Annotated in this window: 9 protein-coding genes; 3 read left to right on the top strand and 6 right to left on the bottom strand. The window is 69.4% G+C overall.

Going from position 1 to position 13,478, the window contains the following annotated elements:
• Positions 1-58: 58 nt before the first annotated feature.
• Positions 59-679, bottom strand: a complete 621-nt coding sequence (locus LYSCAS_RS12675) for a CDP-alcohol phosphatidyltransferase family protein (RefSeq protein WP_213434391.1) — start codon at positions 677-679, stop codon at positions 59-61.
• Positions 680-795: 116 nt separating this feature from the next.
• Complete coding sequence (locus LYSCAS_RS12670) at positions 796-2,508, bottom strand: 3-hydroxybutyrate oligomer hydrolase family protein (protein WP_213434390.1); 1,713 nt, start codon at positions 2,506-2,508, stop codon at positions 796-798.
• 111 nt (positions 2,509-2,619) lie between these two features.
• On the opposite strand from LYSCAS_RS12670, the gene LYSCAS_RS12665 reads away from it, so the two are divergent.
• Entirely contained in the window at positions 2,620-3,384 is a 765-nt protein-coding gene (locus LYSCAS_RS12665; RefSeq protein WP_213434389.1) for a 3-hydroxybutyrate dehydrogenase, read from the top strand.
• A gap of 9 nt (positions 3,385-3,393) precedes the next feature.
• On the top strand, positions 3,394-4,056 hold the full coding sequence (locus tag LYSCAS_RS12660; protein ID WP_213434388.1) for a response regulator transcription factor: 663 nt from the start codon (positions 3,394-3,396) through the stop codon (positions 4,054-4,056).
• Between the two features lie 9 nt (positions 4,057-4,065).
• Here the strand turns inward: LYSCAS_RS12660 and LYSCAS_RS12655 are convergent, their stop codons facing one another.
• The 3 genes from LYSCAS_RS12655 to LYSCAS_RS12645 form a co-directional block, all read right to left on the bottom strand.
• Positions 4,066-4,467 (bottom strand): hypothetical protein, encoded by a 402-nt coding sequence (locus tag LYSCAS_RS12655; RefSeq protein ID WP_213434387.1) that lies wholly within the window; start codon positions 4,465-4,467, stop codon positions 4,066-4,068.
• A gap of 118 nt (positions 4,468-4,585) precedes the next feature.
• Entirely contained in the window at positions 4,586-7,918 is a 3,333-nt protein-coding gene (locus LYSCAS_RS12650) for a hybrid sensor histidine kinase/response regulator (RefSeq protein WP_213434386.1), read from the bottom strand.
• A 117-nt stretch (positions 7,919-8,035) separates the two neighbouring features.
• On the bottom strand, positions 8,036-10,330 hold the full coding sequence (locus LYSCAS_RS12645) for a TonB-dependent receptor (protein WP_213434385.1): 2,295 nt from the start codon (positions 10,328-10,330) through the stop codon (positions 8,036-8,038).
• A 170-nt stretch (positions 10,331-10,500) separates the two neighbouring features.
• Here LYSCAS_RS12645 and LYSCAS_RS12640 point away from each other — a divergent pair, with 170 nt between their 5' ends.
• Positions 10,501-11,904: a GntP family permease gene (locus LYSCAS_RS12640; RefSeq protein WP_213434384.1), complete on the top strand. Its 1,404-nt coding sequence runs from the start codon at positions 10,501-10,503 to the stop codon at positions 11,902-11,904.
• 6 nt (positions 11,905-11,910) lie between these two features.
• Here the strand turns inward: LYSCAS_RS12640 and LYSCAS_RS12635 are convergent, their stop codons facing one another.
• Positions 11,911-13,464 (bottom strand): S41 family peptidase, encoded by a 1,554-nt coding sequence (locus tag LYSCAS_RS12635; RefSeq protein WP_213434383.1) that lies wholly within the window; start codon positions 13,462-13,464, stop codon positions 11,911-11,913.
• Positions 13,465-13,478: the final 14 nt, after the last annotated feature.

Raw genomic sequence — 13,478 nt, 5'->3', positions numbered from 1 at the left:
GGCCGCCATCGTAGCGCCGCGCAGGTGGCAGGGCGATCACGGCCCTGCGTCGGAAGCCTTACAGCTTGGGGATCCGCATCGTCTTGCTGATCATCAGCGACCCCGACAGCGCGAACACAAGCACCAGCGGATGCAGCTGCCAGGGCCCCAGCTTCACCATGCCGAACCACAGGTCCGTGCCCAGGCGATCCTGCACCGCGGCCACCGCCAGCAGCACGACCAGCAGCAGGCTGGTGGGGATCGGCGTGCCCTCGAAGTACTTCACCTTCGCGTCCTCGCCGGACAGCTGCTCGGCGGTGACGTTGTAGCGCGCCAGGCGGCTGACGCCGCAGCCGACGAAATACGACAGCACCACCCAGTCCCACCCGCCCTGCAAGCCGCAGGCGTAGGCGAGGGCGGCGGGCGCGACGCCGAAGGAGATCACGTCGGCAAGCGAATCCAGTTCGCGGCCCAGCGTGGACGCGGACTTGCGCCAGCGCGCGATGCGGCCGTCGAGCGCATCGAAGATGAAGGCCAGCGGGATCAGCGCCATGCCAACCAGCAGGTCGCGCACCACGCCTTCCTGCAGGAAGCGCATGGCGGCGAAGATCGCACCGGTGCCGCAGAACGCGTTGGCGAGCGTGAACCAGTCCGCCAGGTGGAAGTCGCGCAGCATCGAGAAATGCCGGGGTCGCTGCATGGGGGTCGCTCCCTGTCGAGGCCGGCAGGGTGCCAAACCTCGCGTGAAAGCCGCAAGGCCGCTTCGACGCCTCCCCCTGCGGGGGAGGCCGGGAGGGGGACGCCCCGCTCGCTGCGTTATCGAGGAATCGCGAGATTCGTTGCCGTCAGCGCCTCGCCACCACGCGCCTTCGTCTCGACCACCGCATCCGCCGGCAACGCATTCGACGCGTCATCCAGGTGCGCCGCCACCCGATCCAGCGCCGCATACACGTACGGCAACAGCGGCACATACCGCGCACCGTACTCCGGCAACGCCAGGAACCCGTCGAAATGCTGCGCGTTGCGCACCTGCCAGTAGCGCACGTCGCGCCCGGCCGCTTTCGCCATCGCCACGTAGGGCGCACTCGAGAACGCCGGCGGAATCAATCCGTCATCCATCCCGTGCACCACGATCACCGGCAGGCCCTTGCGCGGGGCGGAGGCGCGCACCTCGGCGACGCCCTTGCGTACGCGATCGGCGTCGGCACCCTGCCCGGTCCAGAGTTCGCGCAGGCATTCGATGCCGGGGCGCGTGAAATCGGGTGCCGCCATCCTGGTATCGATGATGCCCACGCCCGCGCCCGGCGGAATGCCGCTCGCATCCGAGCGCCACGCCGCGATTTCCGCGGGCGTGGCGGCACGCGGCGTGAAGTCCTTGTTCTGCGCGGCGAAATTGAAACCGCACGGATGTTGGCCGAACGCGTATCGCCCATACGCCGAGGCATACGTCACCGCGACCGCGCGATACAGATCGAAGTCGACGGACAACGCGGCCGCATGCATCGCCGCATCGGTCCAGCCGGCGGCGTGCAACTTCGCGCGCGCTGCTTCGCCCGTCAGGCCCAGCGAAGCGCAACGCGCCGCGCCCATCGCGCGCCCCATCGCCGACAGCGGCGATTGCGCGAGCCCTTCCACATCGCTCAACGCACACGGCATCAACACCGCCGCCTCGGTGGTGTAGTCATACAACGATCGCCCGCCGGGCACATCGACGTTCGGCTCGCCCGCCACCACAGCATCGATCAAATCACCCGGCAATTCCGCCGCCCGCAACACCGCGCCACCGCCATTCGAAATCCCCACCGCGATCACGCGCGTGTTGTCCGCGCGGAACGGCGCCTGGTCCGGGAACGCTTCGGTCAATGCATGCAGCGCGAACTCCGCCGCCTGCACCACGTGCCGTCCCCAATCGGCTTCCGGGTTGTCCTGCGAATGCGCATGTTTGACCTCGACGCCCGCGGCGCCGTGGTCGATGTAATCCGTGCCCGCGCCCTTGTCGGTGTACGCCACCGCGCAGCCCTTCGGCAGGCCCCACGCCCCGGCGACCGCGATCGCGCCGTAGATGCCGCGCGAACCCGACGACGCCGACACCACCACGCATCGCTTCGCCTGGTCGAACGCATCCGGCACCTGCACCAGCACGCGATGCGGTTGCTTCGCGCCGGGGATGCGCGCGTCCGCGCTGAACTCGCGCCCGGGCACGTTCGCCGTGCTGCCGTAGAGCGTGCCGTAATTCCCGAGCGGGCCGAGGTCGGCGATGCCGCGCCAGTTGTTCCAGAGCGCGCGGCGGCGCACTTCGGCGTCGGTGGGATTGGCCGGGTCCGCGAACGCCGGCGCGGCCGTCCCGCGCAAGCCGTCCAGCCCCAGGCCGCCGGTGAGGAGGTCATCCGCGCCGCGATGTTCGGTCACGCGCTCGCCGTTGAACAAAGCCGCTGCCTCCGAATGCGGCGCCGAAGCGCAGCCCGCCAGTCCCGCCAATGCCGCGCCCAGCGCGACCCCCATCCAACCGTGCGTGCGTGTCGTGTCCATGCCGGCACCCTAGCAAGCCCGCGCGCGAGGCAAGCATCGTACTTTCGTCCGAAGGCGACCGGGCGCCGCCCTGCTAGGCTGCGGCAGCCCCCACGCGCCAGAGCCTCCACCATGACCTCGCGTTGCATCCTCATCACCGGCGCCGGCAGCGGCATCGGCGCCGGCGTCGCCGCCGAACTCGCGGCCGCCGGCCACCACCTGGTCGTCACCGACCTCGCCCTGCCCGCCGCGCAGGCCGTCGTCGACGGCATCCTCGCCGCCGGCGGTTCGGCCGAAGCGTGCGTCCTCGACGTCACCTCCGATGCCAGCGTCGCCGCCGCGCTCGCGCAGGCCTCGCGCCCCGTCGAGGTGCTGGTGAACAACGCCGGCCTGCAGCACGTCGCGCCGCTGGAGGAATTCCCGATCGAGAAATGGGACTTCCTCGTGCAGGTGATGCTGGTCGGCGTCGCGCGGCTCACGCGCGCCGTGTTGCCCGGCATGCGTTCGCGCGGTTTCGGCCGCATCGTCAACATCGGCTCGATCCACTCGCTGGTCGCCAGCCCCTACAAGAGCGCCTACGTCGCCGCCAAGCACGGCCTCGTCGGCTTCTCGAAAGTGATGGCGCTGGAAACCGCGGACACCGACATCACGATCAACACGATCTGCCCGACCTACGTGAAAACCCCGCTCGTCGACAGGCAGATCGCCGACCAGGCGCGCACGCGCGGCATCCCCGAAGCGGACGTCGTGCGCGACGTGATGCTCAAGCCGATGCCGAAGGGCGTGTTCATCGGCTTCGACGAACTGGCCGGCATCACCGCGTTCCTGCTCACGCCGCACGCGCGCAACATCACCGGCCACACGATCGAAGTCGACGGCGGCTGGACGGTCCAGTAGAACCACCGGATGCCTTCGCTGCTCATCGCCGACGACCATCCCCTCTTCCGCGCCGCCCTGCGCGGCGCGGCGAAGGATGCCGTGCCCGATCTCGACGTGCGCGAAGCCGATTCGCTCGAAAGCGTGCTGGCGCGGCTGGAGGAAGAACCCGGCATCGACCTGGTGCTGCTCGACCTGCACATGCCCGGCAACCACGGGCTCGCGGGGCTCGCCGCGATTCGCGCGCAACATCCGGGCGTCGCGGTCGTGGTGGTGTCGGCGAACGACGATCCGCGCGTCGTGCGTCGCGCCCTCGATCACGGCGCCGCGGGGTACCTGCCGAAAAGCACCGGCCTGGACGACCTGCGCGAAGCGATCCGCAGCGTCCTCGCCCTCGAACAATGGTTGCCGCCGAAATTGCGTGCGTCCGTCGACGGTGCGCCGTCCGCGCCCGCCGATGCCGTCCTCGCCGCGCGCCTGGCAAGCCTGTCGCCGCAGCAGTTCCGCGTACTCGCGCTGGTGGCCGAAGGCTTGCTCAACAAGCAGATCGCCGATCGCCTCGGCGTGCAGGAACGCACGGTGAAAGCGCACCTCACGTCCATCTTCGAACGCCTCGGCGTGCGCAACCGCACGCAGGCCAGCGTGATCCTGCGCGAACTCGAACTCAGCGATCCGTCGAAGCAGATGGAGTGACGCGGCGCGTCAGGCCTCGACGCCCACCTCCACCAACCCCGCCTCCATCAGCACCCGCGCAATCCGGCGCACCAGCGGATCCGTCGCCGAGGTCTTCCCTTCGCCCGTCAGCCGCTGCATCAGCGAACGCTTGCGCTCCAGCATCACGTGCCACTCGCCGCGATCCGGGTTGTCGGCGAGCGCGTCCGAGTTCCCCGCCACGCACACCAGGTACGTGGTGCCGTCGAGCGTGGCCTGGTTGGACCAGCCGAAGTCCTCCATGCCGATCACGCTCGCATCGACGCCGGTCCTGCGCAGCGCGCCAACGAGCCAGCGCGAGAAGTCCTCGCCGAAGCAGCAGTCGTTGATGAAGTGCGGCCCGACGGCCGAGAGGTTGAAGCGATCGGTGCGGCACGTGATGTCGATGATCATGGACGCCCCCCGAAGTCCGATGTGCGCAGCAGCAGCCCTGTCCCGCAGTTCCCGTGGCCCGAGTCTGCGCCGGCGCCCTGCAAAGTCCGGGTGATGACGCGACGAGGTTTTTGCGGGCTCAGGTGACCGCGCGGGCGGCCAGCAACCGGTCCAGCACGCTCTTCAGCGCCAGCGGCTTCAGGGGTTTCATCAGCAGGGGCAGGCCCGCTTCGTGCACGGCCGCCCGGACGTCGGCCCCCGCGTCGGCGCTGAGGATCACGGTGGGCCGTGCGCCATGCGCGTCCGACAGCCGCCCGTGCGCGCCCACGCCGGTGTCGCCCGCGTCCAGGTGGTAGTCGAACAGCCACAAATCCGCCGGCGTCTCGCGCAGGACGTCGTGCGCGGATTGCGCGTCGGGCACGTCGACGACCGAGCAGCCCATGCCTTCGAGCAACTGCCGCAAGGCATTGCGCGCCATCGCTTCGTTGTCGAGCACCAGCACGCGCGTGCCGGCCAGGCCGCCGCTGCGCGTGGCGACCAGCGGCGCGTCGTGCGCGGGGCCGGCCACGCGCGGCAGCGTCACGGCAAAGACCGTGCCGACGCCGGGCGTGCTGCGCAGCGTGAGCGGTGCATCGAGCAGGCGCGCGATGCGGTCCGCGATCGCCAGCCCGAGGCCCAGGCCCTGCCCCGCGGCGTCTTCGCCCCGGCGGAACTCGTCGAAGATGTGCGATTGCGCTTCGAGCGCGATGCCGGGGCCGGTGTCGTGCACCTCGATGCGCACGCGGTCGCCGTCGCGTCGCACCCCGAGCACGACGCGCCCCTGCTGCGTGTAACGCACGGCATTGGCGAGGAAGTTCTGCAGCACGCGCCGCAGCAACTGCGGGTCGCTGCGCACCCAGGCGCGCGTCGGCAACGCATCGAATTGCAAGCCATGTTCGGCGGCGAGCACGCGGAATTCCGACGCCAGCGGCTCCAGCACGTCCGCCAGCGCGAAGTCGCGCGGCTGCGGGTCCAGGCCACCGGATTCCAGGCGCGACATGTCGAGCAGCGCGGTGAGCAAGTCCGTCGTCGAATCCAGTGCGCCACGGATCTGCTGCACGCTTTCGCGCCCCGCCTCCGGCACCTGCCGTGCGAGCGCGTCGGTGAACAGGTGCGCGGCGTGCAAGGGTTGCAGCAGGTCGTGGCCGATGGCGGCGAGGAAGCGGCCCTTCGCGTCGTTCGCGCGCTCGGCTTCGCGGCGCGCGGATTCCAGATCGGCGGTGCGTTCGTCGACGCGCTGTTCGAGCGTTTCGTTCGATTGCAGCAGCGCGGCTTCGGTACGGCGGAACGCGGTGACATCGGTGAACGTCGCAACGAACCCGCCGCCCGGCATCGGGTTGCCGCGGATTTCGACGATGCCGCCATCAGGGAACACGCGCTCGGTCAGGTGCGCCGTGCCCGCGCGCATGTGCGCCAGGCGGCGTTGCAACGCACGTTCCGCGTCGCCGTTCGGCGGCATCTGGCGCAAGGCGTGGCGCGCGAGGTCGGCGATGGGCGTGCCCACCTGCAGCAGCGATTCGGGGAAGTCGAACAGTTCGGCGTAACGCGTGTTCCAGGCGACCAGGCGCAACTGCGCGTCGACCACGCTGATGCCCTGGCTCATGTTCTCCAGCGCCGCTTCGAGCACGCGCTGGTTGAAGCGCAGGTCGCGCGAGGCTTCGCCGACGATGGCGGCGACGGTGTCGAGGTGGCCGGATTCGCGACGCGCCGCATCGAGCAGCACGCGGGCGGAGGCGGATCCCAGCACGGCGGCGAGTTCGCGTTCGATGCGGGCTTCCGTCGCGGCCGGCACCGCGCCATCCGGCGGCGCGTCGCGCAGGAATTCGGCGACACGCTCCGGCGGGAGGAAGCGCAGGCCCGCGTCGCGCAAGGTGCGCGCATCGAGGCCACGCCGCGCGCGCCGCGGCAGGTCGCGCGTCCACAACGCCACGAGCACCGTCGCGAAGGTGCCGACGAACAGGCTCGCCCCCACCGCGCGCCCAAGGCGGCTCCACCCCGTCAACCCGAACAACCCGTTCGACGACAACCACGCCAGGCCGAACGGCCCCTGCGACAACCAGTCGGTGGACACACCGCGCAACGCGAAGACCGTCGGCAGCAACTGCACCCAGCACCAGGTCGCGAACGCCGCGACGATGCCGGCCACCACCGCGCGCGCCGGCGTCTGCGGCCGCCACACGGCGAACGCGAGCGCCGGCACCAGCGTGCCGAGCGCCGAGAACGACACCGCACCGACGTCCGCCAACGCTTCGCTGCCCGCGACCAGGCGACTGTAGATCCACGCCAGCAACATGATCGCGACGATGCCGATGCGCCGCAGCGCAAGCACGTGCCCGCGCAAGTCCCCGCCCTCGCCGCGCCACGCGCCGCGCAGCAGCCCCGGCGCGAACCAGTGATTGCCGATCATCAGGCTCAGCGTGAGCGTGCTGACGACGACCATGCCGGTCGCCGCACTCAATCCGCCGAGGAACGCGAACAACGCCAGCGCATGCTGTCCCTGCGACAACGGCAGCGCGAGCACGTACAGGTCCGACGGCACCCGATCGCCCAGCAACGCCGTCCCCGCCTGCGCGAGCGGCAACACCGGCAGCGCGATCAACGCGAGATACAACGGGAACTGCCACCGCGCCGTGCGCACGTCGTCCTGCTGCCGGCATTCGACGACCGCGATGTGGAACTGGTGCGGCAGGATGAACATCGCGAACGCACCCAGCAGCACCAGCGGCGCGAAGCCACTGCTCGACACGGGCGGCGTTGCGCGCACGACCGGCGCCGCATGCGAGAGATCCAGCCCGAACCACACGAATGCGCCCAGCGCGAGCATCGCGGCGAGCTTCAACACCGACTCGAACGCCATCGCCAGCACGAGCCCGCGGTTGTGCTCCGCCGCGCTCACCCGCCGCGTCCCGAACAACATCGCGAACAAGGCCATCGCGAGGGCGACGTACAACGCGCTGTCCTGCCACGCCGGCGCGGTCGCTTCAACGGGCCCGCGCGCCGTGAGCATCGCGAAGCTCATCGCCATCGCCTTCAGCTGCAACGCGATGTAGGGCACCAGGCCGAGCGCGGCGACCAGCGTCACCGTCGCGGCCAGCCACGCATCCTTGCCCAGGCGCGTGGCGATGAGGTCGGCGATGGACGTGGCGTTGGTTTCGCGCGCCAGGCGCACGAGCCGCACCATGAAGGCGCCGGCGACGAGGTACAGCAGGATCGCGCCGAGGAAGGTGGGCGGCAGCGCCCAGCCGTACCGCGCGGCCTGGGTGACCGTGCCGTAGAACGTCCACGAGGTGCAGTGCACCGCGAGCGACAACGCGTAGATGTGCTTCCACTTGCCGGCGAACGCGCGCGGGTGGCGCTCGCCGTACAGGCCCGCGAAGAACAGCACGCCGAGCCACGCGAGCGCAGCGAGGACGACGACGCTGGTGGTCAGCATGGGAAGGCACGGGTCATGGCGGCAGCATAAGGCCGGTCGGCGGAAAGACGAACGGCGAGCTCGCGCTCGCCGTCGTCCCTTCGTCCCTCACTTTCGGGGGTTCCGGACGCGAAGCCCTCAGAACTCGTACTTGGCCGTCAGGCTGACCTGGCGCGGCGGCCCGTAGAAGCCCGTGTACACGCCCAACGCCTGGTTGAGGTTGTAGCCGGTGGTCTTGTATTCCTTGTCGGCCAGGTTGGTGCCCAGCAGCGAGAAGGTCCAGTGGTCGTCCAGCGCCCACGTGACGCCGGCATTGACCAGGCCATACCCGTCCTGCGTGATCGGCGGCGCGCCGAAGGGCGCCACCGGCGGCACGGTCGCGCGGATGATCTCCGTCGTCGCCGTCACTTCGCTCTGGTAGGCGTAGCTCACGCGCGCCGACAGGTTGCCCATGTTGGCCAGCTGCGTGCGCCATTCGACGTTGAGCGCACCGGAGAACTTCGGCGCATTCGTGAAGTCCTGCTCGTCGGCGATGTCCACCGTGCGGCGCACGGCCGGGTTGGTGTCGAAGTACAGGAACTCGTCGTAACGCGCGTCCAGGTACGCCAGGTTGCCGGAGATCACCCAGCTGCTGCTCGGCAGCCACTGGTATTCGACTTCCAGGCCGTCGACCGTGCCCTTGCCCGCGTTGGTGAAGTCGCCGAAGAACCCGCCGCCCGGCAGCGCGGTGAACACCGACAGCTGGATGTCTTCGTACTTGTTGTGGAAGGCCGACAGGTTGAGGAACAGCGACTGGTCCAGCAGGCCCATCTTGGCGCCGACCTCGTAGCTGTCCACCTGCTCGTCGTTGAACGGATTGGCCGACGTCGGGGCGATCGTCGCCTGCGCGCGGATGTTGTAGCCGCCCGACTTGAAGCCGCGCGAGAACGACCCGTACACCATGATGTCCGGCGTGATGTCGTAGTCCAGCGAGATCTTCGGCGAGGTGTTCTTGAAGTTGATCGTCTTGTTGAAGCGTGCCACCGCGGTGTCGTCGTTCGGATTCAGCGGCGTGCAGTCGATCGGCGTGGCGAACGTGGCGCTGGAATAGCAGCGGTTCAGCACGACCGCGTGCTTGTCCTCGTCCGTGTAGCGCGCGCCGACGTCCAGCTTCAGCTTCTCGGTCAGGTCGAACGTCCAGTCGGCGTAGAACGCGGTGCTGGTGGTGAACACCGTGCCCTGCGTGTCGCCGAAGGACAGGTTGAAGAAGTTGTTCTGCACCTGGCCGCCGGCTTCGCCGTCGAAGTAGTAGATGCCCATCACGCCGCGCGCGCGGCCGCCGGCGTCGTAGTTCACCTGCAGCTCGTGGCTGATCTGCTGGTCGCTGTACAGCGCATGCACGTCCGCGATCTTGTCCGGCGTGGTGTCGAAGTCGATGTTGGTGTCGGTGTCCGACTCGCGCTTGGCGAAGACGTACTTGAGCGACAGGTCGTCGCTGAACTTGTAGTTGGCGGCCAGCGACACGCCCAGCATCGTGGTGTCGTTGACGTTCGGCATGCCGTTGCGCACGTCGTAGCGGTCGGCCATCGGCAGGAACGGGCCGGTCGCCGGCGTCAGCAGCGTGTCGAAGCGGTTCGGCAGGATCATCTGCGCGCCGCGCACGCCGGAGGTGTCGTCCAGGTGGTCGAAGGCGAGCTGCAGGTTGAAGTCGTCGGTGACGTACGCGCCGATGTTCAGGCGCCACGCGGTCACGTCCTTGTCGCTGACGTCGTCGCCGGTGATCACGTTCTCGCCGAAGCCGTCGCGGTGCAGGTCGGCCACCGAGATGCGCGCGCGCAATGCGTCGTTGCCGCCCAGGCCGCCGCCCACCGCGGCCTTGATGTCGCGCTGGCCGTAGTTGCCGATGGTGACCGAGCCGAAGCCGGTGACGTCGGTGGTCAGCGGACGGCTGATGTACTTGATCGCGCCGCCCACCGTGTTCTTGCCGTACAGCGTGCCCTGCGGGCCGCGCAGCACTTCCACGCGCTCCACGTCGAACACGTCGAGCAGGCCGCCCTGCGGACGCGCGATGTACACGTCGTCCAGGTACAGGCCCACGCCCGGGTCCACGCCCCACAGCGGATCGGACTGGCCGACGCCGCGGATGTAGGCGGTGATGGTGCTGTTGGAACCGCGCGCGGCGTACAGCGTGAGGTTGGGGACCTGCGTGTCGAGGTCGGACAGATCGTCCACGCCCAGCTTGTCGAGGGCCTCGGCGGTGAAGGCGGTCACGGCGACCGGCACTTCCTGCAAGGTTTCCTCGCGCTTGCGCGCAGTCACGGTGACGGTGTCGAGCGTGGCCGGCCGGTTCGACGCGGGCGTCGTCGCAGCGGCAGCGGGCTGGGCGTCCTGCGCCCACGCGAGGGCCGGGAACATCGCGACGGCGATGGCCAGGCTCAGGGTCTTGCGGTTCATGCGATCGATCTCCCCAATGCAACCGTACGCGGACGATCCGCGGATTGGCGCCAAGGCTAGGGCCGCATGCCACGTGGGCGGCATTGGACCTTCGTCCGATGGGCCGCGCGCGGGCGCTTGCCGAACACTCGCCCCCTGCAAAGGCCGCATCGCGCGGCCGGGGATCGTGCATGGCCTTCCTGATCGTCCTCGCGGCGCTCGTGTTCCTGATGGTGGTCGCCTACCGCGGCCACAGCGTCATCCTGTTCGCGCCCATCGCGGCGCTGGGCGCGGTGCTGCTGACGGATCCCTCGCTGGTCGCGCCGATGTTCACCGGCTTGTTCATGGACAAGATGGTGGGGTTCCTCAAGTTGTATTTCCCGGTGTTCGTGCTGGGCGCGGTGTTCGGGAAGGTGATCGAGCTGTCGGGATTCTCGCGGGCGATCGTCAACGCGGCGATTCGCGTCGTCGGGCCGCAACGCGCGATGCTGTCGATCGTGCTGGTGTGCGCGCTGCTCACCTATGGCGGCGTGTCGTTGTTCGTCGTGGTGTTCGCGGTGTATCCCTTCGCGGCCGAACTCTTCCGCCAGTCCGACATCCCCAAGCGCCTGATCCCCGGCACGATCGCGCTCGGTGCGTTCACCTTCACGATGGATGCGCTGCCGGGCACGCCGCAGATCCAGAACATCATTCCGGCCTCGTTCTTCGGCACGAACGGCTGGGCGGCGCCGTGGCTCGGCACGATCGGCGCGGTCGCGATCCTGATCGCGGGCATGACGTACCTGGAGTCGCGTCGTCGCGCCGCCGCGCGCAAGGGCGAAGGCTACGGCGATGCCGCGACGCTGGTGAACGAACCCGTCGCCTTCACCGGCGCGCGCCTCGCGCATCCGCTGGTGGCGCTGTTGCCGCTGGTGCTGGTGGGCGTGGTCAACAAGCTGCTCACCTCGGCGATCCCGAAGTGGTACGGCGCCGAGCACAGCTTCAAGCCCGGCGTGATCGGCGATCCGGCGCCGGTGGTGCAGGAGATCGCGAAGGTCACGGCGATCTGGGCGGTGGAAGGCGCGTTGCTCGCGGGCATCCTCGCGGTGCTCGTGCTGGCGTGGAAGCCGGTGCGCGCGCGGTTCGCCGAAGGCAGCAAGTCCGCGATCGGGGGCGCGTTGCTCGCGTCGATGAACACCGCGTCGGAGTACGGGTTCGGTGCGGTCATCGCCGCCCTCCCCGGCTTCCTCGTCGTGGCCGATGCGTTGCGCGCGATCCCGAATCCGCTGGTCAACGAAGCGGTGACGGTGACGGCGCTGGCCGGCATCACCGGCTCGGCATCGGGCGGCATGAGCATCGCGCTGGCCGCGATGGCGGACACGTTCATCGCCAATGCGAACGCCGCGGGGATTTCGATGGAAGTGCTGCATCGCATCGCGGCGATGGCCTCCGGCGGCATGGACACGTTGCCGCACAACGGTGCGGTGATCACCCTGCTCGCCGTGACGGGGCTGACGCATCGCCAGTCGTACAAGGACATCTTCGCCATCACGCTGATCAAGACGATGGCGGTGTTCCTGGTGATCGCGGTGTTCTACGCCACCGGGATCGTCTGACGCGCGTTACTTGTCGAGCGCGGCGCGTACCGCGGCCATCGCGACGTCGGTGCCCGCTGCGATGTCGCCCGGCTTGGGCGATGCAGCGATGTCGGGCGTGAGGCCGGCATCCGGCGGCGCCTTGCCGTCGCGCATCGGGAAGCGCGCGATCAGCGGCACATCGACTTCCAGCCCGGTGTTCGTGAGCTGCAGGAAGAAGAACGCACCGCCGTTGATGCCGCGCTGGTTGCCGCCGGTGGGCTCGCCGACCAGCGTCGCCAGCTTCGCCGCGCGCACGCGTTCGGCGAACTGGAACGTCGCCGAACTGTTGCTCGCATCGATCAGCACGAACACGCGCCCGCGATAGCGCGGCGCCTTCGGGGCCAGCGTGCGTTCGATGACCTCGGTGCCGGGCGCGATCGGCGGCGCATCGTCGTCGCGCAGCGTGAAGTAGCGCTGCCCGTCGATCTCCTTCGCGTAGGGCTGTGCGTCGTCGCCCCAGTCCTTGAAGCTGGGATCCCAGGTTTCCAGGTACGGCAGCAGCGGCTTGGCAACCTTGCGATAGCGGACGAGGCGGACTGGCTCGCTGAGTTTCATCGGCGCATCGACCAGGTGCGGCAGCAGCGCATCCCCGGCATCCAGCCCGCCTTCGTTGCCGCGCAGGTCGACGACGAGCGCCGCGCGCGGCGACTTGTCGAGTTGCACGAAGGCGTCCTCGATCCAGCCCTTCCAGTCCCACTTCGTGTCGTACAACGCCCACGTCGGCATCTTCATCACCGCGATGCGCGGATCGGAGGTATCCAGGCGCCAGCCGGCGTGCGGGTCGTCCGCTTCGACGTGGCGCGCGGCCAGGCGCTGCGCGTAATCGAGCCCCTGCACCACGACGTCCTTCGATGCGCCCGCGGGGGTCGTCGTGCGCAAGGTCATGCGCTCGCCGAGTTGGGGGAAATACAGCGGCAGGTAGACGTCGAACGGCTCCCATTTCTCCAGCCCCTGCACCTGCAGCTGGTCGCGGCGCTTCGCGTCGTTGCCGCCGTCGGCGCGGGCGATGCGCATCAGGCGCGCGAGGACGTCCTTGGTGTCGATGCCGTCGATCGCGGAGATCACCGTCCCCGGCGGCAACACGCCCTTGCCGGTGAGATCGCGCGTGACGAGCATCCGGCCGTCGCGCCACAGGAACTCGGCCGGCACGCGGACGCGCCCGCGTTCGAACAGCCCGCGCTGCACGTCCTTCGACTGGTTGCTGAAATTCGCCCACGTGTGCCCGCATTGCACCGTCGCCGCGAACTCGGAGAACGCGAGGTACGCCTGCGCGAGCGTGCGCGACCCATCGAGCGCCTTGCGCAGGTCCGCGAAGTGCGCACGCATCTGCGCCGGCGTGTTGTAGCGATAGAGGCCGGGGTGCAGCGCGGTGTAGGTGCGCTCGACGATGTCGACGTCGGCCTGCAGCGAACTGCGCTCGAACGTCATCTGCGGCGCGATGCCGACTTCGTCCTGCGCCGCGGGCGGCGACTGCGCGGCCATCGGTGCGGACAGCGCAAGCAACAACGAGGCGACCAGCAACCGCGGGACAAGACGCATGCGACGACTCCGGC

It is taken from the genome of Noviluteimonas caseinilytica (assembly GCF_018406605.1).
In the GTDB taxonomy this organism is placed as follows: Bacteria; Pseudomonadota; Gammaproteobacteria; order Xanthomonadales; family Xanthomonadaceae; genus Noviluteimonas; species Noviluteimonas caseinilytica.
The sequence above is the reverse complement of the archived record's forward strand: the minus strand, read 5'-3'. Positions and strand labels throughout refer to the sequence as shown.